The organism is Anaerosporobacter sp. (assembly GCF_031551385.1).
Classification (GTDB): Bacteria; Bacillota; Clostridia; order Lachnospirales; family Lachnospiraceae; genus Anaerosporobacter.
In genome coordinates, this window is record NZ_JAVBNS010000045.1 from 48554 (window position 1) to 74590 (window position 26037).

A 26037-nucleotide genomic window follows, 5' to 3' on the forward strand; every position below is an offset into this window, starting at 1 on the left:
ATTTTGAAGACATAGGAGCTTCGGGGTTGGTGCTTTTTTTGTGCGTTTTTTTAAATTTGTTAGTCAAAATGTTAGTCAGAATTGTACTGCTTGCATTTTACTTATCACATTGGGGTATTGTAAAAAAGAAAATTCATAAACCAAAAATATGTTCTTGTTTTTTGATATAATATATTCTATAATAACAACAAGGATGTTTTGGGATGTGGAGGAAGAGACGTGAGATACATTGGAAGTAAAGCTGCATTATTAGATGAAATAGATAAAATGATTGCAAAGAATACAACAAATAGAGAAGAAACATTTTGCGATATATTTGCAGGTACAGGTATTGTAGCTAGATATTTCAAGCAAAGATATGCAGTTACTTCGAATGATATCTTACATTTCTCTTATGTTATGCAAAAGGCAACAATAGAGAATAATTCGCAACCAGACTTTACGAAACTGAAGGAACTTGGGATAGAAGACCCGATTGCGTACTTAGAAGAGACGGAGATAGGGAACGTAACATATGAGGACGATTCTTATTTTATCGCAAAGAACTATTCGCCACATGAATCATGTTCTAGGATGTATCTTACGAATGAGAATGCATTGCGAATTGATTTTATAAGAAATACAATTAACGAATGGTTTACTAAGTCGTATATCAATGAGAATACGTATTACTATCTTCTTGCAGGATTGCTAGAGGGTGTTCCTTATGTATCAAACATTACAGGGACGTATGGTGCGTATCTAAAGGAGTGGGACAAACGTGCCTATAAGAAATTCGAGATGATACGCCTTGACGTTGTAGATAACGAAAAAGAAAATTATAGCTATAATGAAGATGCGCTTTCACTAATTAAGAAAGTGCAAGGCGATATCCTTTACATAGACCCTCCTTATAATTCAAGACAATATGCGCCGAATTATCATCTGTTAGAGACGATATCGAAGTATGATTGCCCGGAAATTAAAGGAGTTACAGGAATGCGTTCGTATGAGGATTTAAAATCACCGTTTTGCATTAAAGCGAAGGTGGAGGAAGCATTTGATACAATAATAAGAGAAGCAAAGTTTACACACATTATAATCAGCTACAGTAGTGATGGGCTTATGAATGAATATCAGATTGAGACAATCCTAAAACGTTATGGAAATCCTAAGACATATCAGTTGAAGAAAATCCCATACCGTAAGTATAAGGGAAAGCTAAATTCTAGGGGAAAGACGCTATATGAATATTTGTTTTATATTAAGAAAACGCAGGAAGTAAAAGACACGGAAAATGAGGAGCAGCTGGAAGCAGGTAATATGGGCAAAGACAGTGTTCTAGATAAAAAATGTGGCATTCATAATAGTGGAAAATATATTAAAAGCCCGCTTAATTATATTGGTGGAAAATATAAGTTGCTACCACAGATTATTCCGTTATTCCCTAACGACATTCGTACATTCGTAGACTTATTCTGCGGTGGTTGTAATGTGAGTATGAATATTCAAGCAGAACGTATTATCTGCAATGACATTAATACAAAGATTATAGAGTTATATAAAGCATTTACGAAGATGCCAATTAACAAAATTATTGACCGTATAGAGAGCAACATTGAAGAGTATGGATTATCGAAGGAGAACGAAGAAGGATTTAAGATGTTCCGTGATTACTATAATGAGACAGGTAATCCGATTGATTTATATACATTAACGTGTTATTCCTTTAACTATCAATTCCGTTTTAATAATAATCTTGAATACAACAATCCATTTGGAAGAAATAGAAGCCAGTTTTCAAGTAATATGAGGAGAAATCTATATCTATTCGTGGATCGATTACAGTCTATGAATGTATCGTTTTCTAGTAAGGATTTTAGTAAGGTTTCCCTTCGCAACTTATCAGAAGGGGATTTTATCTATTGCGATCCTCCCTATTATATTACAACAGGTACGTATAATGATGGAAATCGTGGATTTAAAGATTGGAAAGAGGAACAGGAAAGAGGTTTATATAAGTATCTTGATAAGGCAGATAAGAAAGGCGTTAAATTCGCCTTATCAAATGTTATGGAGCATAAAGGAAGACACAATGACATCTTAGAGTCATGGAGTAAGAAATATAATGTCATTGATTTGAATTTTGACTACTCGAATGCTAGTTATAATACTGCAAAAGGTGGTAGCAGAGAAGTACTAGTTACAAATTATGATGTTAAGGATTATAGAAGACTAGATAGTAAAGGAGATAAGGTATGATAACAGTATGGCCAGTAGAAACAACGAATTTTCGTGCATTTGGTTGGGTACAAGATCCAAGTAATTTGCGAAGTTTATGTAATGTTACGGCGATATTTGATGAGAACTCAGGGATGCACCAAGCTCTAGTTAACTCTATGATACCTGATTTAGTAGAAGAACGAGATGGAAGAGATTCGCTTTTAGACGCATTAAATACACGACCTTTACGTATCGCCTATAGTAAACTAGTTGGAACGGCATTTAAGCCAAGAAAAGATTCTCGATGTAATGGGATTGTACAGGCAACGGTAAAGGGGCAGATAAGACCGTTTATAGGAGAATGGCAAGCTGATAACTTTGTACGTTGGGCGTATGCATTTCATTTTATTCGTTATAATTATGAGGATGATACATTTGAAATTACAGAAGAGGGTAAAGAGCTTGTGAACGCTCGAGATGAAATGGAAGAGTTGAATAAGTCGGAGTTAGAACTATTAACAAAGGCAGCGTTATCTTATCCACCTGCAATCCGAATCTTGCGCTTGCTGGCTGAGGAAGATGCACATCTTACAAAATTCGAACTTGGAAAACAACTTGGATTTATCGGAGAGGGCGGATTTACGAGCTTACCTCAAAGTGTGTTGCTTCGTGCATTAGCAATCACAGAAGACTCTGCAGAAGTTAGTAAAATGAAGGCAGACTGGGAAGGTTCTAGTGACAAATATGCAAGAATGATAGCAAAATGGTTGGATAAGTTAGGCTTAGTTAAGACGGTTTCTAAGACATTCAAAGTAATGATTCAAGGAAAAGAACAGACGGTTACAATTGGACAGGCATATCAAATTACAACAAAGGGATATATGTCTTTAAATCATGTAACAGGAAAGAGTTCACACAAGAAGCTATCTAAGAACGTATGCTTTGAAATGTTAGCGACAAAAGCAGGAGACAGAGAATATCTAAGAACGAGAAGAGCATATCTATTAAAGTTCCTATCGGAATCAAAACAAGGAATTACGATAATAACGTTAACTCAAAAGTTAGCAGAGTGTGGATTGGATTGTGAAATAGGCAGTATTACGGATGATATTAATGGATTGATTAATATTGGTCTGCATATAACATATAAAAATGATTTATATTATCTAGAAGATACATTGAATGATTTTTTGATTCCTATAACAAAGTTAAGTGAAAGATCGGAAATAGAGACAATAAAAGAACAGATGAGAGGGGAGCTTACACATCTTTCTCATGAATACCTTGGTTTATTAGACCTTGCTTATGACAGTAAGCAGAATCGTTTGTTTGAACTAAAGACGCTACAGCTTTTAACAGAGGAATGTGGTTTTGAAGGCTTACATCTAGGTGGTAGTCGTAAACCAGACGGTATTGTATATACAAGCAGGGAAGATCGATTGGTTGACGATGTTCATTATGGAATTATTATTGATACAAAAGCTTATTCGGGAGGGTATTCTTTGCCGATTTCACAGGCGGATGAGATGGAACGCTATATTGGTGAAAATCAGACAAGAGATGTTCGTATTAATCCTAACGAATGGTGGAATAATTTTGGAGATGATGTAACACAATTTTATTATATGTTTGTTGCAGGACATTTTAAAGGAAAGTATCAAGAACAAATTGAGCGAATTAACTGTAATAAGAATATAAAAGGGGCAGCAGTCTCTATTCAGGAACTTCTTCGTATTGCCAATGCATATAAAGCGGGAGAGACTACGCATGAAGAGATAAAAGCAAAGTTGTTTTTAGGCTGATTTTATAGCGTTGCAAAGAATGACCAACGAAAAAATATTCAAAATAATGAAAACAAAATAAAAACTATTAGAAATGATGTAAAAGATATGAACTTGTGTAAGAACTATGGTTGAATTGAAATTTGCGGAAGGATGGTTTTTCATATGAAATTAATGATTGCTTCGGATATTCACGGCTCAGAATATTATTGTGAAAAGTTATTGCAAAGATATCAAGCGGAAAAAGCGGATAAATTAATTTTACTAGGTGACATTCTATATCATGGCCCTAGAAATGATTTACCGAAAGGCTATAACCCGAAGGGCGTTATTCGGTTATTAAATGATTGCAAAGATGAAATTTTGTGCGTTAGAGGGAATTGTGAAGCAGAAGTAGACCAAATGGTTTTGGATTTTTCTGTACTATCAGATTCTATGATTTTATATCTAGACAATCGCATGGTATTTGCTACGCATGGACATGTATTTCATAAAGAGAATTTGCCTAAGTTAAAAGACGGTGACATTCTGCTCCATGGGCACACGCATGTACAAGCGTTGGAAAGATGCGAAGGCTATATCTATATGAATCCAGGTTCGGTCTCAATACCTAAGAACGGAAACGAGAATAGCTATATGATTTATGAAAATGCAACGTATACAATTAAGAACTTGGAAGGAAATGAAATTATAGCAATGACAGTCTAAAGTTCAATTCCTTCTCTAGGAAGCACACCTTTATCATAAGGATGACGAACTTTCTTAATATCAGAGATATAATCAGCAATATCAAGTAACTCCTGTGTAGGCTGTTTTCCAGTGATAACAACTTCTAAGTGTTCCGGTTTTGTGCGCAGAAATGTAATAAGATAATCAGAGTCTATAAAATGATAAGACTCAGCATACGTAATTTCATCAAGAATTAAGAGGTCATAGTTGTCATCTATGGCCTTTTTACATGCGTCTTTTAATAAAGCATCATAATATTCAAAGGCTTGCTCCTTTTCAGCAGGCGTAAGGCTATAGAAGTATCCAAACACTTTAACACTTGGTATTACCGTAATATTTGCATGCAACGATAGAGCAGATACTTCACTAGACGAATTCGTCTTCATGAACCGTACAAGCAAGACCTTTTTCCCAGCGCCAGCAGCACGTAATGCTAAACCAAGTGCCGCCGTAGTTTTCCCCTTTCCATCGCCGCAGTATATATGAATATATCCTTTCATTTTGTTGTATTCCTTTCCGTTCTTTTCTATTCTTTTCTTTTTTATACTCCATTGTTAGATAGCTGCGAAACTCTCAATAACCTTGCCAGCTTCTTGAGAGTTTCGCCCCTATTTAATATTCTAAAGGTATTCACCTATAGAATAGGCAATTAGGCGGAATTTATGCATATAGACTTGCTTTCTTAGCGTTGGTGAATTATTATGTAAGATACATGGAAACTGTGTATAATTGTAACTGTTGCCTAGAGAAAAGAAAGTCAAGATGGCTATGTTAAAGGAAGGTCATTAAGAAGAAATTAAAGGGTGTGAAATTATGGTACGTTCTCTTATTAGAGAATTTGAAAACAGTGATTACGAAAGAATAGATAATAATAACTATAATTCAGGAATCTTTTGTAAACTTAAGGATGATGGAGTTTATGTAGTATCATTACTTCGCTGTGCAGATAGCGAGGAAGTTTGCGAGGAAATGGAAGAGAATTATAGTAATGAAATATCGCAGCTAAAGTGGTACTTTATTAATAAAGGGTATCGTAACATTAGACTATTACATATTGTAGTGGCAGAGGATGTCTCTTTGGCAAGACGCTATATAAAAGATTATGATACATATTGGATTGTGAATGAAAGTACGAATCAGTTAGTTATCTTTGAAAATCAGCAGGCGGAATTTCTAGAGGTAAAGCAGAGCATTGAACGGATACTAGCAATAAGAGATGGTAGCTATGATCAAGGCAGCAAATTGAGCAGAATTGCCAAGAACCTTTCTGGGATGTCGGATAGAGCAATTACTTGTGGTATTATACTAATCAATGTTATTATATTTATTATTATGGATTGGTCTGTTGATTGGTCAACATACAATATGTTTGTAGAACAAGGTGGCGTCAGTTATGAAATGACAATTATGAAACACCAGTATTATCGAGCGTTGACAAGCATGTTTATTCACGCGGATATAAATCACTTGTTTGGAAATATGATGGTATTATATTTCATTGGAACACAGGTGGAGAAAAGGCTTGGTAGAGTTAGATACACGATTTTGTATTTTATTGGAGGATTAGTTGCGACGATTACCTCTCTAGGCTATAATAGAGTACAGGAAACGATTACTACGTTATCGATAGGAGCATCAGGAGCAATCTTTGCTGTTGTTGGGGCGATGGTAGTAATTGTTATATTTAATAAAATGGATTTTGAGGAAATAGGGATACGGCGATTGCTGTTTTTTGTTGCGATTACAATAATAAATGGATTGAATACGCAGCAAGTGGATAATGCAGCACATATAGGTGGCTTAGTCGCTGGTTTACTATTAGGACAAGTCTTATATGAGAGTAGTAAGCGTAAAAAACGGAGAGTTAAATAGTTTTAAATCATAATTAAATATTTAGAAAGGAGTTATATATCGTAGATTTCTGCGATGTATACGATAAGATTATGCGAGTTAATATATACTATGGTGGAAGAGGATTAATTGAAGACCCTACAATATACGTTATGAATAAAATGATAGAAGTTTTGGAAGAACTTCGAGTTGAGGTTATGAGATATAATCTTTATGAAGATAAGAATTCAATTGCTGTTTTACCAAAGACATTGAAAGAGGCAGACGGCATTATATTGGCAACGAATTTAGAATGGTGGGGAATTGGTGGCTATATGCAACAATTTCTTGATGCATGTTGGTTATATGGTGACAAAGAGCACATTAGTAAGCTTTATATGATGCCGATTGTTATGTCGAATACACATGGTGAACGAGATGCACAGCTATCACTTGTGAAAGCATGGGAAGTACTTGGTGGCGTTCCATGTGAGGGATTATGTGCATATGTTGCCGATCATATTGAGTTTGAGACAAATCCAGCATATAAAACAATTATTGAGAAAAAAGCGGAATCGCTATATCGCAGTATTAGTCAAAAGCCAAAGGGCTTACCGTCTAGTTGCAGTGCCATTAATCGTACTGTTTTAAAAACAACAAGTATTGAATTGACGCCACAAGAAAGTGAGCAATTATCAGTATATGTATCAGATGATGCGTATGTGAAGAAGCAAAAAGAAGATATCGAGGAATTATCAAGTCTGTTTAAAGAAATGTTAGGTACGGATAACAAGAATGAGACATTTATAAATGAAATAAAAAAAGCATTTAATCCATTACAAGGTTTTTCTGCTTCTTTTGAAATTACATTGTCAGATGAAGATAAAGTTTTGGTAATTGATGTGAAAGACGAAACTCTGAACTGCTACTATGGCAATATGGAAAATGCGGATGTACTAGTTAGGACGACGCATGGAATTATGGAAAGTATTGTTAAAGGAAGAACTACATTGCAGAAATCATTTATGACAGGAGAATTATCTGCAAAAGGAAACTTTAAGCTATTAAGAAACTTTGATTCTGTTTTTCAGTTTTAATATAAGATGTAATATGAGCCAAATATAGCAAAATAAAAACCTCAAAGTATCAAATTGGGAGTAGATAACTTTGAGGTTTCTATTATATAGACTCTTATAGTCTTTTAACGGATGGCCAATTGAATTGGGAGTTTTACAATTGGTGGATGTGTTTTTTGTGGTATTTGTTTTGAATTGGCATTGGTATTTTAACGTATTTTATTAACGTAGTGGAAGGAAAATCTTAAACTCTGTCCATGCATTATCAGAGGAACATTGTATAAATCCGCCATGCGCAAGTATGATTTGCTCTGTGATGGCAAGTCCCATACCTGTTCCAGATGGTTTGTGAGTAATAAATGGTTTGAATATAGTTGCTTGATCGCTTACATCAATAGGTTCTCCATTGTTTTTGAAGGAGATTGTTAAATATTCTGTGTTACTATCTGTTGTGTCTAGATTGCAAATCTCGTTTTGAACATTAATATACACTTCTCCAGAATCGTGAATCGCTTCAATAGCATTCTTAATAATGTTAGTAAAGGCTTGTCTCAATTTAATGGAATCGCAAGTATATGTTTCTAATTTGATTGCGGTATCTTCGGCTGTGCTAAGATGAATTGTAATATCGTTGTCTGCCGTATGTATCTGGAAGCTTTGAACAAGTTTTTGTAGTAACTCATATATATTAGTAGCCTCCATGTTAAGTTTACCACTGTGATTATAGGTAGTTACGTCTTCTAATAGAAGAATTAAATCGCTAATGTCATCTGTGAGTTGCTCCCAAAGCTTGTTTTCTGCAATCTCAGGATAGCGAGACTCAATTAGTTGGGTGGTACTGTTAATCAAAGTTAGTGGATTTCTTATCTCATGTGTGATTTGAGAAATTACAAATTGGTGTTGAAATTCCAATTGTTTTACGGCTTCATCAAACTCTGGATTTTTTTTGCAAAGTTGACGAAGTTTTGTTGCTGTTTTATCACTGCACATAATCATCACTCCTTTTACATATATTACCAACAAAATGCGAGAATATCAACACTTTTCTGTTTACATTAATCGACAAGATTGAAATGAATTTAAAAAAAATCAATGTTTTTAACAGCTTTAGTGTCTAAAAAAATCATAATAGGTGGAAGAAAAGGGTAAAGATTATGTATTTTTTTAAATACAATTTTTATAAAAAGAGCTTTAAATGCAAAAAAAAAGATAGATTTCCAAATATTTCCAAAATAAACATATGTAAATCTGTGTTTCGACAAAATATTTACCAAGTAGTAGGGCATGTATAATTAAAGAATTACTGTTTAAAATTAATACAGAGTGAGTTATAATGGAGCATATTAGAAGTGACGAAGTTGCTTCTAGCATGGGAATGAAAAGTACTTATAAGAATATGGAGGAATGACAATGAAAGATAACTGTGTTTTCTGTAAAATAATTGCGGGGGAAATACCGTCTTATACAATTTATGAAGATGATGACTTTAAAGCATTTATGGATATATCTCCAGCGTCAAAAGGGCATACAATTTTAATTCCAAAGCAACATGCGGACAATATATTTGATTTAGATGAAACTGTAGCTTCAAAATTACTTCCAGTGGCGTCAAAGATTGCGAAGGCATTAAAGGCAGAGCTTACTTGTGAAGGTTTAAATCTAATACAAAACAATGGAGAGATTGCTGGACAAACCGTATTCCATTTCCATATGCATCTGATTCCTAGATATAAAGATGATAATGTAGTTGTTAAATGGGTACAGGATAAGTATGAAGGCGAACCACTAGATCAATTAAGTGAGAAAATTAAAAAACATTTATAAGAAACGATATAAATAAAAAAGACAAATCTCAATTACGTTATGTAAGAGATTTGTCTTTTTGGTTTATGTGATTATTTGTTTTTTACAAGACTTTCAATCAATGTAACAATAGATGCTACAGCATCGTTTAAGCTACTCTCGCTCATTTTAGCAGTATAGGTAGCACGTTGTTCGTACACTTCGTTAACTGCCTTTAATAGAGTGTCCTTTGTCAACTCTTCTTCCTGTAATACATAGCTAAAGCCTTGCTTTTTAAAGGAAGCAGCATTGAGTATCTGATCGCCACGGCTTTGCGCTGCTGATAATGGGATTAAGATGTTAGGTTTCTTTAGGGCAAGTAATTCACAGATAGCGTTAGCACCTGCACGAGAAATTACGATATCTGCACAAGCAAGTAAGTCGCTAAGTTCTTCTTTGATATATTCGTATTGTACGTATCCTTTTTTATCAACAAGAGAGGTATCAACCTTATCTTTACCGCATAGATGAATAATCTGAAACTGCTCTAATAATGTATCGAGTATCTCACGAACGGCTTTATTTACGACTGCAGAGCCAAGACTTCCGCCGACAATTAGTATAGTAGGTTTGTTTTGTGAAAATCCACAGAAATCGAGACCTTTTAATTTGTTTCCTGAAAAAAGCTCTTTACGAATAGGTGAACCAGTTAGAACTGCTTTTCCTTCAGGAAGGTTATTCAATGTTTCAGGAAAGTTCGCACAAACTTTTGTTGCAGAAGGAATGCAGATACGATTTGCAAGACCAGGAGTCATATCAGATTCGTGTATTATAGTTGGAACTTTTCTCTTCTTAGAAGCTAAAACAACAGGAACGGTTACAAATCCGCCTTTAGAGAATACAACATCAGGTTGTAAGTCTCTGATTAGTTTTTTTGCTTCGCGGTATCCTTTAATTACCTTAAATGGATCGCTAAAATTCTTAATATCAAAGTAACGTCTTAGTTTACCAGATGATATGCCATGATACGGAATGTTAAGATCTTCAATCAGTTTACGTTCCATTCCATCGTGAGAACCTATATATTGTATGTCGTATCCAGCAGCTTTAAGAGCAGGAATTAATGCAATATTAGGAGTAACATGCCCAGCAGTACCACCACCAGTAAGTATAATTCGTTTCATAATGAACCTCCATTCCTTTTATGTAAGCAATTGCGAAAACGTAGTATTCTGCAATTGTTTGGATTTGCGTTATAGTTATTCAAGTTCGATGATGCCGATTTGAGTTGGGATAATTGTTATTGTCTTAAGTAAAACGATGTCGGTATCCACAACGTTTACATAGTTCTTCGACTACAAGGTGATTTGAAAACCCTTGTAATATAGTTTGCGCACGTTCGCCATTAAGTATAGAGAAAAAAGGTGTAGTGAAGACATTGCCAAGTGCAATATCGCCTTCATTGTCTAAACAGCATGGCACGACAGTTCCATCTACTAATATAGCAGCTTGTGTACCTAAACCATAACAAAAGCCTGTAGCGCTTAATACAGGTATGTTAAGAGTTGGCCATTCGAATCGTTTATCTTGATTTAGAAAAACACGATCCATTAGTTTCACTCCGCGTGTAATCTTTTCGGGTTCAATTGTTAAATGAAATGCATCCTCTAAAAGGGCAAGAACATAACGGTTTTTTTCATGTGTAATAGAATCTGTGCTTTCACCTTCTAAATTCCAAAGGCGTAGAGCGGTAATCGCGTTTGTATGTGTGCTCATATATTTGGCATAATCAATAATTGGATTGATATAGTTGTCAAGTTCTTGGAAGATAGATTCGGCTATGAGATTTGATGTTAATAGCTCTTCTTCGTGTTCAAAACTATGAAGAGACACATTCACTTGTCGCAATGCGGCAGCGTGATATAAGATTTCTTTTTTGGATGGAAGCAGTGTTCCATTTGTCGTTATATTGGCATGCACATGGTATTTTTCGCATAACGATAAAATATCCTGTAGCTTCGGATGTAATAGAGGCTCACCTTTCACATGAAGATAAACATAATCTGTGTATGGAGATACTTCCATTAGGATATGTTCAAAGTCTTCTGTCGACATATAAGTGAGTGCTCTAGTAGACTTTGGGCAGAAGCTGCAGGATAGATTACATATATTTGTTATTTCTATATAGATACGCTTAAACTGTTTCAATTATTTCTGTGAATAAGCTTTAAGAGCTTTTGCTAATTGATCAGGACATGAAGTTGGGCGAAAACCACATTTAACGCCTTCAAGTTTTTTTATTACTTCCTCAACAGACATGCCTTCCACTAATTTTGATATACCTTGTGTATTGCCAGAACAACCACCAATAAAACTTACACTTTGAATAATGTTATTTTCAATTTCAAATTGAATTTCATTACTACAAACACCAGATGTTTTGTAATTCATTACGATATCTCCTATTTTATAAAATATTTTAATCTAGTGTATTATTTTATATTAGTTTATCTTTATTTGCAATGGGAATTCATATATTCTTGCATTTAATTATGAAAAATGGTAAAGTCTATTGTAGATATAACGGAAATAAAGAATTCAGGAGGATATACATGAAAATCGGTATTATTGGAGCAATGGAACAAGAGGTTGCTAATTTAAAAGAGTTAATGCAAGTTGATAGAACAATCAATAAAGCAAGTATGGCTTTTATGAGTGGTAAACTTAACGATAAAGATGTTGTTATCGTTCGTAGTGGAATTGGAAAAGTAAATGCGGCTGTATGTACGCAAATTCTTGTAGATGAATTTAGTGTAGATGTTGTTATTAATACAGGCGTTGCAGGTTCTCTTCGCAATGAAATTAACATCGGTGATATCGTATTATCAACAGATGCAATTACACATGATATGGATGCGACGGGATTTGGTTATGAACTTGGTGTGATACCACAGATGGATAACTCCGTATTCGTTGCAGACGAGAAGTTAGTTGCTATAGCAAAGGCAGTATGTGAGGAAGTGAATTCGGATATCAATGTGTTTGAGGGAAGAGTTCTAAGTGGAGATCAGTTCATCTCAGATCATGATAAGAAGGAATGGCTTGTAAATCAATTCTCAGGTTTTTGTACAGAGATGGAAGGCGCAGCAATTGCACAAGCGGCATACCTTAACAACGTGCCATTCTTAATTATAAGAGCAATCTCAGATAAAGCAGATAATAGTGCAGAGATGGACTATAGTGAATTTGAAGCGAAAGCAATTGAACATACGGTTAAGTTAGTATGTGGTTTAGTTGAACGTATATAGATAAATAAAAGAAATAAATATGACAGCAATGGTTGAATCATAGTCGCCATTGCTGTTTTTTGTCAATATTTTTGGTTGACAAGTACCTTTTCAAATGCATAATAATACGTTATAATAAATGTAAATTTATGGTAATAACGAAAGGGGAATTTGCTATATGGTACAGCAACTTTATGATAATTATATCTTTATTTATGGGATGGCGGGTTTATGCGTACTAGGAACAATATTAAAAATTGTAGTAAGTCGTACATATAAAAGGTTGATTAAAGCGTCTGATAATATGGGGTCAACAAAGCATAAATTAATGAAATTGATGAAAATGAAATTCGAAGCCTGTTATAAATTGAAGATAGGTGTTAATAATGTGGATAGTTTTGTGGATAAGTATGTATACAAGCACAAAGTTTGTGGAATTTTTTTATACACATGGGAGAATATCGGTGGACAACTTCTGATATTATGTCTTTTAGCTGGCACAGTTGGTTCGGTTTTGGGACTTGCATATAATTGTGGAAAGAATGATATTTTAATAACATTCTTCACGGGAGTCTTCACAAGCAGTTTGTTGATAGTTGTAGAAAGCTTTATTAATTTAGGTGCAAAGAAGAGTATTTTAAAGGCAAATATTACGGATTACTTAGAAAACTTTCTAAAAGTTCGTCTTGAACAAGAGAATTTTACTCCAGAGGTATTAGAGGAATATAGAAAAGAGTATTTTAGCGAGGCATTGAAAGAGAATAATAAGAAAGAGAAAAAGAAGGAGGCAAGAAAGAAAGTAAAATCTCCTGTTGTTGTAGAAGAGAAGTATACAAAAAATCAAAGAATGGTGGAAGAGTTAAAGAAAGAGAAGGAGGCTTCACAACTGGCAAAACAAAAGGAAATGGAGAAGAAGCTTCAAGTTGAGATGGAGCAGAAGGCAATGGAGGAGAAAGAAGCCAAGCCGGTAACGGAGGAGATGGAGATAGATAAAAAAGAGTCAAACATAAGCGAAGATATGCGTTTCTCAATAAAGAACTTCCAAGACATTGCGGTGACGAAAGAAGAAGTGACTGTTAAGCAGGAAAAGGTGATATCTGAGAAAACGATACCTGAGAAGACTGTAGTAAAAGAAAAAGTGGACTCAAAATCAAGTGCTCAGCGTATTGCGAAAACAGAAAGCGAAGAGAAAATCATAGAGGATATTCTAAAAGAATTTTTAGCTTAGAAGAGACAGAATTGTTTTATTAAACGTCACTTGTAACTACAAAGATTCTAAATTTTACGAAAAACTGTTGAATTTCATATTGAATATATAAACTTCATTTGTTAAAATAGGTGTAACTGTCGGGAGCACTTGAGAAGTATTGGAATTCAAATCTACAATCGAGTGTCATAAATTTAACAAAGGAGTGTTATTACATGGAATCAAGAGTATCGTTTGATTACTCAGCAGCTAAAAGTTATATCTCTGCTGAAGAGATGAACATGATGGAAGCAATCGCTGAGAACGCAAAAAAACAATTAGTTAGTAAAACAGGAGCAGGAAATGACTTTTTAGGTTGGATTGACCTTCCTGTTAACTACGATAAAGAAGAGTTTGCTAGAATGCAAGAAGCATCAAAGAAAATTCAAAGCGATTCTGAAGTTTTATTAGTTATTGGTATCGGTGGATCATACTTAGGAGCTAGAGCGGCAATTGAATTCTTACGCCACAGTTTTTACAATTCCGTTTCAAAAGAAGTTAGAAAAACTCCTGAGATTTATTATGTAGGAAATAACATTAGTAGTACATATATTAGCCATTTAATTGAAACAATCGGCGATAGAGATTTCTCTGTTAACATTATCAGTAAATCTGGTACAACAACAGAACCAGCAATCGCTTTCCGTGTATTCAAGAAATTATTAATTGAAAAATACGGAAAAGAAGAAGCTGCAAAACGTATCTACGCTACAACAGATAAGGCAAAAGGAGCTCTTAAAAACCTTGCAAATGAAGAAGGTTATGAAAGCTTCGTAGTTCCTGATGATGTTGGTGGTAGATTCTCTGTATTAACAGCAGTAGGCTTATTACCAATCGCTGTTAGTGGTGCTGACATTACGAAGTTAATGGAAGGTGCTGCAAGCATGAGAGAACGTTGCCTTAACAACTCATTTGAAGAAAATGATGCTGTTTTATATGCAACAGTTCGTAACATCTTATTAAGAAAAGGTAAGAACATTGAAATCTTAGCGAACTATGAGCCAGCTCTTCATTATGTAAATGAATGGTGGAAACAATTATACGGTGAAAGTGAAGGTAAGGATAAGAAGGGTATCTTCCCAGCAGCAGTTGATTTAACAACAGATCTTCACTCTATGGGACAATTTATTCAAGATGGACAAAGAACTATGTTCGAAACTGTAGTTAATCTTGAAAAATCAACTTGTGAACTTATCTTAGAGGAAGAAGATGTTGATTTAGACGGACTTAATTACCTTGCGGGCAAATCTGTTGATTTCGTTAATAAGAGTGCAATGAAAGGTACTTTATTAGCACATACAGATGGTGATGTTCCAAACCTTATCGTTAATTTACCAGAACAAAATGAATTCTATTTAGGTGAATTATTCTACTTCTTTGAATTTGCTTGTGGTGTAAGTGGATATATCTTAGGTGTTAATCCATTTGATCAACCAGGTGTTGAAAGCTACAAGGCAAACATGTTTGCTTTACTTGGAAAACCTGGATTTGAAGCACAAAGAGAAGAGTTATTAAAGAGATTATAATAATAACATAGAGAATTTGTTATTAGATATAGAGGCTATCCACTAAGTTTATGAAGGCTTGATGGATAGCCTCATTCATTTGTGAAAATAGTAAATATTACATGTTGAATTATTACACCAAAGAGGTAGAATATTTGCGTAATAAAAGAATTGATTTTTTATATATACCATGTGATAATGACAATAGAGAGTGGGACATGTGTACCACAAGTAGGTGAGCATGGTAAATAGTTGTACGTAAGGAGTGCAAAGGAGGAGTAGTATGGCGAAAGATTTAACAAGTGGAAGCCCAACGCGGCTTATATTGACGTATTCTGTGCCATTGCTAATAGGAAATATATTTCAGCAGTTATACAGTATGGCAGATACCATAATAGTAGGAAAGTGTCTTGGAGTAGATGCCCTAGCAGCAGTCGGTGCAACAGGTGGATTGTCATTTTTAATTATTGGATTTTTAATTGGTTTAACAAGTGGTTTTGCAGTAATTGTTGCACAGAGGTTTGGGGCAAAAGATATGGAGGGGTTACGCCGTTCCGTTGGAACTTCAACGATTCTATGTGTATTTACCACAATTGTTTTAACCGCACTAAGTTTATTGACCTCAAAACCATTGCTTAAACTTATGAACACACCAGATAACATTATGGCAGATTCACAAAGGTATATTAATATTATATTCATAGGTATTGTATGTACAATGTTTTATAATATGATGGCATGTATTTTGCGTGCAATTGGAGATAGCAAAACACCACTTTACTTTTTAATTGTATCTTCCATATTAAATATTGTACTTGACTTAGTATTTATTCTTAACTTTAACATGGGTGTGGCAGGTGCTGCTTGGGCAACTGTTATATCACAAGCTGTTTCGGGTATATTGTGTCTATTCTATACAATGAAGAAGTATGATATATTGAAGTTATCAAAACAGGATTTTACCTACAATTCTAATTTTGCTTGGAGACATTGGAAGTTAGGATTACCAATGGCATTGCAATTCTCTGTAACAGCAATCGGCGTTCTTATATTACAAGGAGCATTGAATCTGTTTGGTTCTACAAAGATTGCAGCATATACAGCCGCATGTAAGGTAGAACAACTTGTAACACAACCAGCAGGTACATTCGGTGTTACAATGGCAAACTATGCAGGACAAAATCTTGGAGCAGGTAGAATTGACAGAGTAAAAGAAGGTGTTAAGAAATGTTTGAGACTTACACTTATATTCGCAGTAGCAGCGAGTGCAATTCTATTACTCTTTGGCAAACCATTGACAGGTTTGTTTGTAGATGGAAAAGAAGTAGAAGTGTTTGAAAGTGCTCAAGTGTATCTAACAGTAATTGCGATTTTCTTGCCAGCTCTTAATGTGTTGTTTGTATATCGTAATGCATTGCAAGGTGTTGGACGTAGTTTTATGCCATTTATGGCAGGTGTATTTGAGTTAGTTGCAAGAACAATATGTGCATTCACATTGCCTGCAATAATAGGATTTACAGGTATTTGCTTAGCTGGTCCAATTGCATGGCTTGCAGCAGCGATACCACTAGCAGTTACCTACTATAAGACGATTAAGCAGTTTGACTAGGAGTATAGGTTGGGATTCTGTTGCTGTGAACGTTATGTGTGAATAGGAACTGACGAATGCTTATGATTAGATAATAAAATTGATTTGACAATTAATAAAAATAGGAATACAATATGAAATTGAAATCGGATTTCATATTGTATTTTTTTGTTTATAAAAAAGATATGTCGCTTATGCGTTAATTAGTTTGTAGATAGGAGGCTTTGGTTGTGGCCGTTTCGAATGAATATAGAACAAAGCAAAGAGAGATTATTCAAAATTATCTTGAGAATCACGGAGAATGTCATGTAACGATTGATGAAGTGTTAGGTTATCTACGTGAAAACGAGATTTCTGTGGGTAGGACTACCATTTATAGATATATGGAAAAATTGACTGAGGCAGGGACTTTAAGGAAATACTTCTTAGAGGAAGGCATGGGTGCTTGCTATCAATATGTTGGTAAGAACAAGGAATGCAAGTCGCATTTTCATCTAAAATGTATTAAGTGTGGTGTTTTGCTACATGTAGCATGTGATTATTTGGCTGGAGCAGACAGACATATTTTGCAGGAACATGGCTTTGAAATTGACAATACAAAAACTGTTTTTTATGGTTGGTGTAAAGTATGTAAGGAAGAGAAATAAATAGTAAACAAAAAAGTTTTATGGAAAGGTAATTATATAGATATGAAATGTTATAGAAAATTAGGAGCAGTAATAAGCATATTATGTATGATAAGTTTATTCGTAGTAGGTTGCTCTAACTCAGAGACAACAAACAGTAAGGGAGCAGAAAGTGACAGTGCTTCTAAGATTAAAGTAGTAACGACATTATTTCCACAGTATGATTTTGTGAATGAAGTGGGAAAGGATGCGGTAGAGGTTACAATGTTATTAAAACCAGGTGTGGAGAGTCATACGTATGAGCCAGCACCAAGTGATATTGTTAAAATCAATAAGGCAGATATCTTCCTATATACGGGTGATGAGATGGAACCTTGGGTAGCGAAGATTCTGGACAGTTTGGATAGTGATGTTATGATAGTAGATTTGTCTAAGAATATCACGCTTGAGAAAGTAGAAGATCATGACGATGAGGAGGAACATGAGCATGAGGAAGAAGATCATGTACATTCCTATGACCCTCATATCTGGACGAATCCGTTGAATGCGAAGATTATGGTTGAGGATATCACAAAGGCATTGTGTGAAGTCAATGAAGCGAATAAGGCAATATTTGAAGAGAATGCAAAAGCATATCTTAGTGAGCTTGACCAATTAGATCAAGATATAAGAGTGGCAGTATCAGAGGCAAAGAGAAGCGAAGTTGTGTTCGGTGGAAGATTTGCATTTTATTATTTCTTTGAAGAATATGGGCTAGATTACATTGCGGCATATGATTCTTGCTCTTCTGAAACAGAACCAAGTGCAAAAACAATTGCAAGGATTATTGATACCGTGAAGGAAAAACAGATACCTGTCATTTTCTATGAGGAGTTTGCGAATCCTAAAGTAGCAGAATCTATTGCAAGTGCGACTGGGGCGAAGACGTTATTACTACACTCTTGCCATAATGTATCTACAGATGATTATAAAGATGGTGCGACCTATCTGAGTTTGATGTATCAAAATCTTGAAAACCTGAAGGAGGCTCTTAATTAGTATGAGTATTGTTACGTGCAAAGATATGAGTATTGAGTATGACGGAAGAGTAGCCGTTGACCAAGTTAGTTTTACAATTGAACAAGGAGACTATCTTTGCATAGTAGGAGAAAATGGTTCAGGTAAAAGTACTTTAGTAAAGGGGCTCATGGGTTTGGTAAAAAGAAAATCAGGTGAGTTAGAGATAGACAAGGAGCTTACTCCAGGTGGAATCGGCTATCTTCCACAGCAAACAGAACTACAAAAGGATTTCCCTGCTTCGGTATATGAAGTTGTGTTATCTGGTTGCATTAAGAGTAAAGGGTTAAGACCTTTTTACAATGCCAAAGAAAAAGCGCGTGTAAAGGATAACTTAAAACGTCTGCAAATATATGATTTAAAGCATAAGAGTTACCGTGAACTATCTGGTGGTCAACAGCAAAGAGTATTGCTTGCAAGAGCTCTTTGTGCGACCGATTCCTTGCTTGTATTAGATGAGCCGGTTACAGGACTAGACCCTGTTGTTACAGCGGAACTTTATGATATTATTGAAGAATTGAATCGAAGAGATCATGTTACGATTATTATGGTTTCCCATGATGTTCGTATGGCGATAAAGAGTGCGAATAAGATACTACAGATGGGACAGAAAGTATTATTCTTTGGGGAAACGAAAGAATATATGAATACAGACTATGCAAAAGCATTGTTAGGAGGGGGGCATAAATGATACAGACATTACAAGAGATGCTATCATATCCATTCATATCGAGGGCAGTTATTGTTGGTATATTAGTATCATTATGTGCTGCCTTACTAGGTGTGAGCTTGGTGTTAAAGCGTTTCTCTATGATTGGCGATGGTTTATCACATGTATCGTTTGGTGCTTTGGCAATTGCAATGGCTATGAATATTGCACCACTCAAACTGAGTATTCCGGTTGTTATTGTTGCTGCATTCTTCTTATTACGACTTAGTAGCAACAGTAAAATTAAAGGGGATGCCCTAATTGCTTTAATTTCTAGTAGTGCTTTAGCAATTGGCGTTATTGTAATTTCAAGAACATCGGGTATGAATGCGGATATCGACAGTTACATGTTCGGTAGTATACTGGCGATGAGTGATGATGATGTGAAGCTGAGCATATTGCTATCCATCACCGTTCTTATTTTGTTTATTGCATTCTATCACCAATTATTTAATGTTACCTTTGATGAAAATTTCTCAAAGGCAGCAGGTATCAATGTTTCCGTGTACAATATGTTAATTGCCATCTTAACTGCAATTACAATTGTGTTGGGAATGCGTATGATGGGAGCGATGTTGATATCAAGCTTGATTATATTCCCAGCATTGAGTTCCATGCGAATCTTTCGAAGTTTCCGTTCTGTAATTATTAGTTCGGCGGTGATGTCGGTGATTTGCTTTATCATTGGTATGGTGTTGTCGTATCAATATTCGATACCAGTTGGAGCAAGTGTTGTTGTAGTGAATCTAGGTGTATTGATATTGTGTTCTTTGGTTGGGAAACATTGATTTGGGTGTCAAACGGTTTATTTTCTCATTCGAATGAATACTAGGAAATATTTATTCATTTATAGGTTATTCATATACTTGTGTGCAATACATTTCGATGCAAAACTTTTATGTTTAAGAGCTTCTTTGTTGCTACCCTATAATACGAAACACGCTATACACCTAAGTACTTCTAAGTGTGTAAGGAAACGTTTGTCGAAAGCTTACGGAAACGCCTTCGATTCGGCATCCTGCCTCAGCTCAGGCTGGCTCGGCGTCCATGCCTCGCCTTCCTAGGTTGTAGATATACACACTAAGAAGTACTATAGGTGTTCCGCTACCGTTTCTTAACTATAGGACAGCAACAAAGAAGCAAGAGAGGTAATGAAGTTTTGCAATTCTATTGTACTGATACACAAGTATAGGTAAATTAATTGATGAATAAATATAGCCTAGCATTCATTGTCAAAGTTATTCTTAACCTTTTGACAACCAAATCAACATTAAATAAATAACGCTCCATAGAGAGTGCATATGTAAGATGAAATTAACATCCTTGGATGTAATTCGGATTTATATGTGCGTTTTCTACGGAGCGTATTATATTGGAATTTTTTAATCTTCTTCTATTACCTGAATTTCAAGATAATCAAAATCAATTTGGTCTATAAAGTTGTCCTTTATAAAGCGTGTTTTATCATGGCGTTTGAAATCGTCAATATTACAGTCTAGCCATATTGGTTTTGATAAATCAAATTCATAGCAGATGGTATCGATTGCTTCATATATCTTTTTGGTACGGTTTAAGGTAGAATCGTCATTTTCAACCGTGAAATCTCGTAGCATTCTATTGTTTAGGAATATCTTTCCCCATAAGCGGAACATAGGTGGTCTCCTTTCGGTTTTGTGTTATCCATGGGTAGTCGCGAAACTCAATTTACGTTAATCAAGAAGCAGTCAAGTGTATTGAGAGTTTCACAATTATCTATGGTTGCCAGTTGTATAAAAATCAAATATGATAAATCGGAATAATTTAAATGCAAAAAAGCTTCAAGGAATTTTAGTATAACATTAAAATTCTTTTTTTTGTAGTCCTAAATTGGTTAGTGAAATAAAAAAAGTTATGTCGAATGTAAAGACTTTGTGCATACGTGCATTACTCCTTGAAAAAGCCCCACAAAGACGATATAATCGGATTTAGAGAGAAAAATAGTGGCAAGTAATAAATGAAATCAGGGCATTAGGGGGATAATTATGGAGGGTCCAGAAAGAAGAGAAAAGTTAATAGCTATCTTGGAAGATAGAAAAGGGAAATCAATTTCGGGGAGTGAAATTGCAAGGGAGCTTGGAGTTAGTAGGCAGATTATTGTGCAGGATATTGCATTGCTACGAGCGGCAAATAAGAATATCGTATCTACGACGAAGGGATATTTATTACATCGTCAGGAAACAGGGATTGTTAGTCGTTGCTTCTTAGTGAGACATTCTACGGAGCAGATTGAAGATGAACTTTGTACCATTGTAGACCATGGGGGAAAAATATTAGATGTTATTGTAAGACATGATATCTATGGGGAAATACGAACTGACTTGATTATATCCAATCGAGAGGATGTATATGCGTTTGTGAAGAGAGTAAATGAAAATCAGACAGTACCACTGAAAGAATTAACAGATGGTACGCATCTTCATACGGTAGAAGCAAGTAATGAATATATTTTAGATAGTATAGAAGAAGCATTAAGAGCAAAAGATTATTTAGTGTGAATTCTGTCTCTAATTATAGAAAACAAGAGTAAATTATAGTATAATTGTTGGTAACTGTATGATAACTGTTAAAAAGAAATTACTGCAAGATGTTTTCAACGAGTGAACGTTATAAATAATCAAAAGGAGAACTGCATATGAAGAGAATTGGTTTTTTAACAAGTGGTGGAGATTGTCAGAGCTTGAATGCAACAATGCGTGGAGTTGCAAAATCATTATATGAAACATATGGATCTAAATCGGTTGAGATATATGGTATATTAGAAGGTTATAAAGGATTGATATACGGTAACTATGAGTTAATGAAGCCAAAGGATTTCTCTGGGATTTTAACGGAAGGCGGAACGATTCTTGGAACATCAAGACAACCGTTTAAAGCGATGCGTATTCCTGATGAAAATGGACTAGATAAAGTGAAAGCCATGAAAGATAACTATGCAAAATGGAAATTAGATTGTCTTGTAATCCTAGGTGGAAATGGTACTCATAAAACAGCAAATCTTCTTAAAGAGGAAGGATTAAATGTAGTAACATTACCAAAAACAATTGACAATGATATATGGGGAACAGATATTACATTTGGCTTCCAAAGTGCAGTAAATATTGCAACGAATGCAATTGATTGTATCCATACAACGGCAGCCTCTCATCGAAGAGTGTTTATTGTAGAAGTAATGGGGCATAAAGTTGGTTGGTTAACATTGCATGCGGGAATTGCTGGAGGAGCAGATATTATCTTAATACCAGAGATTCCATATAATATTGATTCTATCGCAACAGCAATACAGAAAAGAACAGCAGAAGGGAAAAAATTCTCGATTCTAGCAGTTGCAGAAGGTGCAATTTCTGTTGAAGATGCAGCACTTTCAAAGAAAGAGAGAAAAGCAAAATATAAAGATACTCTTTATCCATCTATTTCGTATAAGATTGGTAAAGAAATCGAAGAAAGAACAGGACAAGAAATCCGTATCACCGTACCTGGTCATATGCAACGTGGTGGTGAACCATGTTCATACGATCGTGTAATTTCTACACGTCTAGGAGCAGCAGCGGCAGAGCTAATTAAGAAAGAGCAATATGGCTATATGGTAGGATTCCGTGATGGAGAAATCGTTCCCGTTCCACTAGACGAAGTAGCGAATAAATTAAAGATGGTTGATCCAGAATCATCAATTATTAGAGAGGCAAAAAGTCTTGGAATTAACTTCGGTGATTAATCAAGATTTGCAAAAATAAATATCTTCTGATATTATGATACAAGGGTTATACGTTTCATGCTTGCATAAAATGCGTAGCAATCCGTGTATCAGTTAGAGACAAAAGACCTTTTGACCCTAACATCATATTAGATAAGAAAAATATCAGTATTAGAAAAGGATGTGCAGGGTATGGCATATACTGCCCTTTATAGAAAGTTCCGACCAACCGAATTCGGTGATGTTAAGGGTCAGGATCATATAGTAACAACGTTAAAAAATCAAATTAAATCTGACCGTGTAGGACATGCCTATTTATTTTGTGGTACAAGGGGAACTGGTAAGACAACCATAGCTAAGATTTTAGCGAAGGCAGTTAATTGTGAGAATCCGATAGAAGGTAGCCCATGTAATGAATGTAGCATGTGCAAGGCAATTAATAGTCAGAATTCAATGAATGTAATAGAGATTGATGCGGCTTCCAATAATGGTGTCGATAATATTCGTGATATTATAGACGAAGTACAATATTCCCCAACACAGGGGCGCTATAAGGTATATATTATTGATGAGGTTCATATGCTTTCAGCAGGAGCATTTAATGCCCTGCTGAAAACATTGGAAGAACCTCCTTCTTATGTCATATTTATATTAGCGACAACGGAAGTTCATAAAATTCCAGTAACAATTCTATCAAGATGCCAGCGTTATGATTTTAAACGAATTACGATAGATATCATAGCAGAGCGATTGCATGAATTGTTGGAAAAGGAGCAGGTAGAAGCAGAGGAAAAAGCAGTTCGTTATATTGCAAAAGCAGCAGATGGAGCACTTCGTGATGCACTGAGTTTGCTTGATCAGTGTATGGCATTTTATTTTGGAGAGAAATTAACGTATGATAATGTGCTAAATGTACTTGGAGCTGTTGATACCCAAGTATTTTCCACGTTACTGCGTTATATCATAGAAGGTAAAGTAACGGATTGTATTGAGCTTATTGAAAAACTTATTATTGAAGGTAGAGAACTTGGACAGTTTGTAGTAGACTTTACTTGGTATCTTCGTAATTTGCTGCTTGTTAAGACGTCGGATGCAGCAGAGGATATCATAGATATATCATCTGAAAACTTAGTAGAACTAAAAGAGAATGCAACGAATATTTCCGTAGATGCGTTAATGAGATATATTCGTATCTTTTCTGAGCTTGCAAATCAAGTTAAATATGCATCACAAAAGCGAGTGCTTGTTGAAATCGCAATTATAAAGCTTTGCAAACCACAGATGGAAAGAAACTATGATTCGATAGTAGACCGTCTGAATCAGATAGAAGAGCAATTAAAAAATGGAGTACAGATTGCGGCAAGTGGAGTGACAGGCAGTAACAATGCAGCATATGTAGAGCCAGTTGCAGAAGAAGTTTCATCGGTATCCGTAGCAGAACTTGAGAAAGCTGTTTCAGAGGATATCAAGCAGGTAGTTCAGAACTGGAGAGCAATCGTAAGTGGACTTCAAGGCTCGTTAAAACCAATGCTTTTGAATGCGAAACTTAGTATTGGAGCAGATAATCAATTAATTCTGGTATTTACGGAAGCTGTAGATAAGGATTATGTGGACAAAGAAGAACATATAGAAGCGATTGAAACAGGGATTGCTACAAAGATTGGTAAGAGAGTAGCGATTCGTGTGAAGCTTATGGAAGCAGGGAATGAGAAAACAAATGAGTTTCCTGATTTATCGAAGATATTCAAAGACATTGATATAGAATATGAAAATTAAAATTAAATAAACAATTAAATAGGAGGAATAGTAACATGGCAAAAAGAGGTGGATTTCCAGGAGCAATGCCTGGTAATATGAACAACTTGATGAAGCAAGCGCAAAAGATGCAAAAGCAAATGGAAGAAAAGACAAAAGAAATAGAAGGTAAAGAATGGGAAGCTACAGCTGGCGGCGGTGCTGTTACCGTTAAAGTATCTGGAAAGAAAGAAGTAGTATCTGTTAAACTTACAGAAGAAGTAGTAGATCCAGACGATATTGAGATGTTAGAAGACCTTATTGTGGCTGCTACAAATGAAGCATTACGTAAAATGGAAGATGAATCTGCTACTGCGATGAACTCAATTGCAGGAGGTCTTGGTGGGCTTGGTGGAGGATTTCCATTCTAATAAATAGGGTAATGGTGTCTGCATGAAAAAGGCAAAATGTTTCTTGCAAATGGAAGCATTTTGTCTTTTTCTACGATAGGAAGGTAGCATGGTATAAGTATGGATTATTATAGTAGTCAAATAACAAAATTAATCGAGCAACTATCTAGGTTGCCTGGAATCGGTGGCAAGACTGCGCAGCGTTTAGCTTTTCATATAATTAATATGCCACAAGATCAAGTAGCGGCATTATCTGCATCTATTACAGAGGCAAAGAATAATGTTAGATATTGTACAAGCTGTTATACGTTAACAGATAAGGAGATTTGCCCGATTTGTGCAAGTGAGAAGAGGAATCACAAGCAAATCATGGTAGTAGAAAATACAAGGGATCTAGCGGCATATGAGAAGACGCAAAAATATGAAGGGATTTATCATGTGTTACATGGTGCAATCTCTCCAATGCTTGGAATAGGCCCATCAGATATAAAATTAAAAGAATTAATGTTACGTTTACAGGGAGACGTAGAGGAAGTCATAATTGCAACGAATTCAAGTCTAGAGGGAGAAACAACGGCAATGTATATAAGCAAGTTAATAAAGCCTACAGGAATTAAGGTGAGTAGGATTGCCAGTGGAGTACCAGTTGGGGGAGATCTAGAATATATAGATGAAGTTACATTGTTACGTGCTTTGGAGGGAAGAACGCAGTTGTAGGTGAGTATAAAACGTTAATGTACATAGGA

25 protein-coding genes are annotated in these 26037 nt (G+C 35.2%); 19 read left to right on the forward strand and 6 right to left on the reverse strand.

The features are described from left to right. Positions 1-219: 219 nt before the first annotated feature. From RMR19_RS05385 to yfcE, 3 genes are all read left to right on the forward strand, one after another. A complete protein-coding gene (locus tag RMR19_RS05385; protein WP_310602476.1) occupies positions 220-2241 on the forward strand; it encodes a Dam family site-specific DNA-(adenine-N6)-methyltransferase in 2022 nt (673 codons plus the stop codon). Then, on the forward strand, positions 2238-4004 hold the full coding sequence (locus RMR19_RS05390) for a restriction endonuclease FokI C-terminal domain-containing protein (RefSeq protein WP_310602477.1): 1767 nt from the start codon (positions 2238-2240) through the stop codon (positions 4002-4004). Before RMR19_RS05385 ends, RMR19_RS05390 begins: the two co-directional genes overlap by 4 nt. 144 nt (positions 4005-4148) lie before the next feature. After that, positions 4149-4691 carry a phosphodiesterase gene (yfcE, locus tag RMR19_RS05395; RefSeq protein ID WP_310602478.1) on the forward strand — a complete coding sequence of 181 codons (543 nt, stop codon included), beginning with the start codon at positions 4149-4151 and terminating at the stop codon, positions 4689-4691. On the opposite strand, the gene RMR19_RS05400 is transcribed toward yfcE, so the two are convergent. Further along, on the reverse strand, positions 4688-5212 hold the full coding sequence (locus tag RMR19_RS05400) for a cob(I)yrinic acid a,c-diamide adenosyltransferase (RefSeq protein WP_310602479.1): 525 nt from the start codon (positions 5210-5212) through the stop codon (positions 4688-4690). The two genes, yfcE and RMR19_RS05400, sit on opposite strands and share 4 nt — an antisense overlap. A gap of 313 nt (positions 5213-5525) precedes the next feature. Here RMR19_RS05400 and RMR19_RS05405 point away from each other — a divergent pair, with 313 nt between their 5' ends. Together RMR19_RS05405 and RMR19_RS05410 are read left to right on the forward strand one after the other, a co-directional pair. After that, positions 5526-6584: a rhomboid family intramembrane serine protease gene (locus RMR19_RS05405; protein WP_310602480.1), complete on the forward strand. Its 1059-nt coding sequence runs from the start codon at positions 5526-5528 to the stop codon at positions 6582-6584. 71 nt (positions 6585-6655) lie between these two features. Next, positions 6656-7639, forward strand: coding sequence for an SCP2 sterol-binding domain-containing protein (locus tag RMR19_RS05410; protein WP_310602481.1), 984 nt, complete (start codon positions 6656-6658; stop codon positions 7637-7639). A gap of 201 nt (positions 7640-7840) precedes the next feature. Here the strand turns inward: RMR19_RS05410 and RMR19_RS05415 are convergent, their stop codons facing one another. Continuing rightward, a complete protein-coding gene (locus RMR19_RS05415) occupies positions 7841-8608 on the reverse strand; it encodes a sensor histidine kinase (RefSeq protein ID WP_310602482.1) in 768 nt (255 codons plus the stop codon). A gap of 420 nt (positions 8609-9028) precedes the next feature. Here RMR19_RS05415 and RMR19_RS05420 point away from each other — a divergent pair, with 420 nt between their 5' ends. Further along, on the forward strand, positions 9029-9442 hold the full coding sequence (locus tag RMR19_RS05420; RefSeq protein ID WP_310602483.1) for an HIT family protein: 414 nt from the start codon (positions 9029-9031) through the stop codon (positions 9440-9442). A 71-nt stretch (positions 9443-9513) separates the two neighbouring features. Here the strand turns inward: RMR19_RS05420 and RMR19_RS05425 are convergent, their stop codons facing one another. From RMR19_RS05425 to RMR19_RS05435, 3 genes are all read right to left on the reverse strand, one after another. After that, a complete protein-coding gene (locus RMR19_RS05425; RefSeq protein WP_310602484.1) occupies positions 9514-10584 on the reverse strand; it encodes an undecaprenyldiphospho-muramoylpentapeptide beta-N-acetylglucosaminyltransferase in 1071 nt (356 codons plus the stop codon). A 124-nt stretch (positions 10585-10708) separates the two neighbouring features. Next, positions 10709-11608 (reverse strand): radical SAM/SPASM domain-containing protein, encoded by a 900-nt coding sequence (locus RMR19_RS05430; protein WP_310602485.1) that lies wholly within the window; start codon positions 11606-11608, stop codon positions 10709-10711. Next, entirely contained in the window at positions 11609-11851 is a 243-nt protein-coding gene (locus RMR19_RS05435; RefSeq protein ID WP_310602486.1) for a TIGR03905 family TSCPD domain-containing protein, read from the reverse strand. It lies immediately after the preceding gene. A gap of 161 nt (positions 11852-12012) precedes the next feature. Between RMR19_RS05435 and RMR19_RS05440 the strand changes: the two genes are divergently transcribed. The 8 genes from RMR19_RS05440 (at position 12013) to RMR19_RS05475 (ending at position 20205) form a co-directional block, all read left to right on the forward strand. Further along, a complete protein-coding gene (locus RMR19_RS05440; protein ID WP_310602487.1) occupies positions 12013-12708 on the forward strand; it encodes a 5'-methylthioadenosine/adenosylhomocysteine nucleosidase in 696 nt (231 codons plus the stop codon). A gap of 157 nt (positions 12709-12865) precedes the next feature. Continuing rightward, positions 12866-13915, forward strand: a complete 1050-nt coding sequence (locus RMR19_RS05445; protein WP_310602488.1) for a hypothetical protein — start codon at positions 12866-12868, stop codon at positions 13913-13915. 194 nt (positions 13916-14109) lie between these two features. Then, positions 14110-15459, forward strand: coding sequence for a glucose-6-phosphate isomerase (locus RMR19_RS05450; protein WP_310602489.1), 1350 nt, complete (start codon positions 14110-14112; stop codon positions 15457-15459). Between the two features lie 262 nt (positions 15460-15721). Continuing rightward, positions 15722-17047, forward strand: coding sequence for an MATE family efflux transporter (locus tag RMR19_RS05455; protein WP_310602490.1), 1326 nt, complete (start codon positions 15722-15724; stop codon positions 17045-17047). Between the two features lie 209 nt (positions 17048-17256). Continuing rightward, positions 17257-17673, forward strand: coding sequence for a Fur family transcriptional regulator (locus RMR19_RS05460; RefSeq protein WP_310602491.1), 417 nt, complete (start codon positions 17257-17259; stop codon positions 17671-17673). A gap of 87 nt (positions 17674-17760) precedes the next feature. Then, positions 17761-18690: a metal ABC transporter substrate-binding protein gene (locus RMR19_RS05465; protein ID WP_310602492.1), complete on the forward strand. Its 930-nt coding sequence runs from the start codon at positions 17761-17763 to the stop codon at positions 18688-18690. 1 nt (position 18691) lies between these two features. Further along, positions 18692-19399, forward strand: a complete 708-nt coding sequence (locus tag RMR19_RS05470; RefSeq protein ID WP_310602493.1) for a metal ABC transporter ATP-binding protein — start codon at positions 18692-18694, stop codon at positions 19397-19399. Then, on the forward strand, positions 19396-20205 hold the full coding sequence (locus tag RMR19_RS05475; RefSeq protein WP_310602494.1) for a metal ABC transporter permease: 810 nt from the start codon (positions 19396-19398) through the stop codon (positions 20203-20205). Before RMR19_RS05470 ends, RMR19_RS05475 begins: the two co-directional genes overlap by 4 nt. A 594-nt stretch (positions 20206-20799) precedes the next feature. Here the strand turns inward: RMR19_RS05475 and RMR19_RS05480 are convergent. Next, positions 20800-21069: a hypothetical protein gene (locus RMR19_RS05480; RefSeq protein WP_310602495.1), complete on the reverse strand. Its 270-nt coding sequence runs from the start codon at positions 21067-21069 to the stop codon at positions 20800-20802. A 369-nt stretch (positions 21070-21438) separates the two neighbouring features. Between RMR19_RS05480 and RMR19_RS05485 the strand changes: the two genes are divergently transcribed. The 5 genes from RMR19_RS05485 (at position 21439) to recR (ending at position 26008) form a co-directional block, all read left to right on the forward strand. After that, positions 21439-21951: a transcription repressor NadR gene (locus RMR19_RS05485; protein WP_310602496.1), complete on the forward strand. Its 513-nt coding sequence runs from the start codon at positions 21439-21441 to the stop codon at positions 21949-21951. Between the two features lie 137 nt (positions 21952-22088). Next, on the forward strand, positions 22089-23168 hold the full coding sequence (locus RMR19_RS05490) for a 6-phosphofructokinase (RefSeq protein WP_310602497.1): 1080 nt from the start codon (positions 22089-22091) through the stop codon (positions 23166-23168). Between the two features lie 171 nt (positions 23169-23339). After that, positions 23340-24923, forward strand: coding sequence for a DNA polymerase III subunit gamma/tau (gene dnaX / locus RMR19_RS05495; protein ID WP_310602498.1), 1584 nt, complete (start codon positions 23340-23342; stop codon positions 24921-24923). A gap of 35 nt (positions 24924-24958) precedes the next feature. Beyond that, a complete protein-coding gene (locus RMR19_RS05500; RefSeq protein WP_310602499.1) occupies positions 24959-25312 on the forward strand; it encodes a YbaB/EbfC family nucleoid-associated protein in 354 nt (117 codons plus the stop codon). A gap of 99 nt (positions 25313-25411) precedes the next feature. Then, the gene (gene recR / locus RMR19_RS05505; RefSeq protein ID WP_310602500.1) at positions 25412-26008 is read left to right on the forward strand and encodes a recombination mediator RecR; all 597 of its coding nucleotides are present in this window, start codon (positions 25412-25414) and stop codon (positions 26006-26008) included. Positions 26009-26037 lie beyond the last annotated feature (29 nt).

Coding starts and splice junctions, on each gene's coding strand:
- RMR19_RS05390 (WP_310602477.1), top strand. CDS start 2,238: ATGATAACAGTATGGCCAGTAGAAACAACGAATTTTCGTGCATTTGGT.
- yfcE (WP_310602478.1), top strand. CDS start 4,149: ATGAAATTAATGATTGCTTCGGATATTCACGGCTCAGAATATTATTGT.
- RMR19_RS05400 (WP_310602479.1), bottom strand. CDS start 5,212: ATGAAAGGATATATTCATATATACTGCGGCGATGGAAAGGGGAAAACT.
- RMR19_RS05405 (WP_310602480.1), top strand. CDS start 5,526: ATGGTACGTTCTCTTATTAGAGAATTTGAAAACAGTGATTACGAAAGA.
- RMR19_RS05410 (WP_310602481.1), top strand. CDS start 6,656: ATGCGAGTTAATATATACTATGGTGGAAGAGGATTAATTGAAGACCCT.
- RMR19_RS05415 (WP_310602482.1), bottom strand. CDS start 8,608: ATGTGCAGTGATAAAACAGCAACAAAACTTCGTCAACTTTGCAAAAAA.
- RMR19_RS05420 (WP_310602483.1), top strand. CDS start 9,029: ATGAAAGATAACTGTGTTTTCTGTAAAATAATTGCGGGGGAAATACCG.
- RMR19_RS05425 (WP_310602484.1), bottom strand. CDS start 10,584: ATGAAACGAATTATACTTACTGGTGGTGGTACTGCTGGGCATGTTACT.
- RMR19_RS05435 (WP_310602486.1), bottom strand. CDS start 11,851: ATGAATTACAAAACATCTGGTGTTTGTAGTAATGAAATTCAATTTGAA.
- RMR19_RS05440 (WP_310602487.1), top strand. CDS start 12,013: ATGAAAATCGGTATTATTGGAGCAATGGAACAAGAGGTTGCTAATTTA.
- RMR19_RS05445 (WP_310602488.1), top strand. CDS start 12,866: ATGGTACAGCAACTTTATGATAATTATATCTTTATTTATGGGATGGCG.
- RMR19_RS05450 (WP_310602489.1), top strand. CDS start 14,110: ATGGAATCAAGAGTATCGTTTGATTACTCAGCAGCTAAAAGTTATATC.
- RMR19_RS05455 (WP_310602490.1), top strand. CDS start 15,722: ATGGCGAAAGATTTAACAAGTGGAAGCCCAACGCGGCTTATATTGACG.
- RMR19_RS05465 (WP_310602492.1), top strand. CDS start 17,761: ATGATAAGTTTATTCGTAGTAGGTTGCTCTAACTCAGAGACAACAAAC.
- RMR19_RS05470 (WP_310602493.1), top strand. CDS start 18,692: ATGAGTATTGTTACGTGCAAAGATATGAGTATTGAGTATGACGGAAGA.
- RMR19_RS05475 (WP_310602494.1), top strand. CDS start 19,396: ATGATACAGACATTACAAGAGATGCTATCATATCCATTCATATCGAGG.
- RMR19_RS05480 (WP_310602495.1), bottom strand. CDS start 21,069: ATGTTCCGCTTATGGGGAAAGATATTCCTAAACAATAGAATGCTACGA.
- RMR19_RS05485 (WP_310602496.1), top strand. CDS start 21,439: ATGGAGGGTCCAGAAAGAAGAGAAAAGTTAATAGCTATCTTGGAAGAT.
- RMR19_RS05490 (WP_310602497.1), top strand. CDS start 22,089: ATGAAGAGAATTGGTTTTTTAACAAGTGGTGGAGATTGTCAGAGCTTG.
- dnaX (WP_310602498.1), top strand. CDS start 23,340: ATGGCATATACTGCCCTTTATAGAAAGTTCCGACCAACCGAATTCGGT.
- RMR19_RS05500 (WP_310602499.1), top strand. CDS start 24,959: ATGGCAAAAAGAGGTGGATTTCCAGGAGCAATGCCTGGTAATATGAAC.
- recR (WP_310602500.1), top strand. CDS start 25,412: ATGGATTATTATAGTAGTCAAATAACAAAATTAATCGAGCAACTATCT.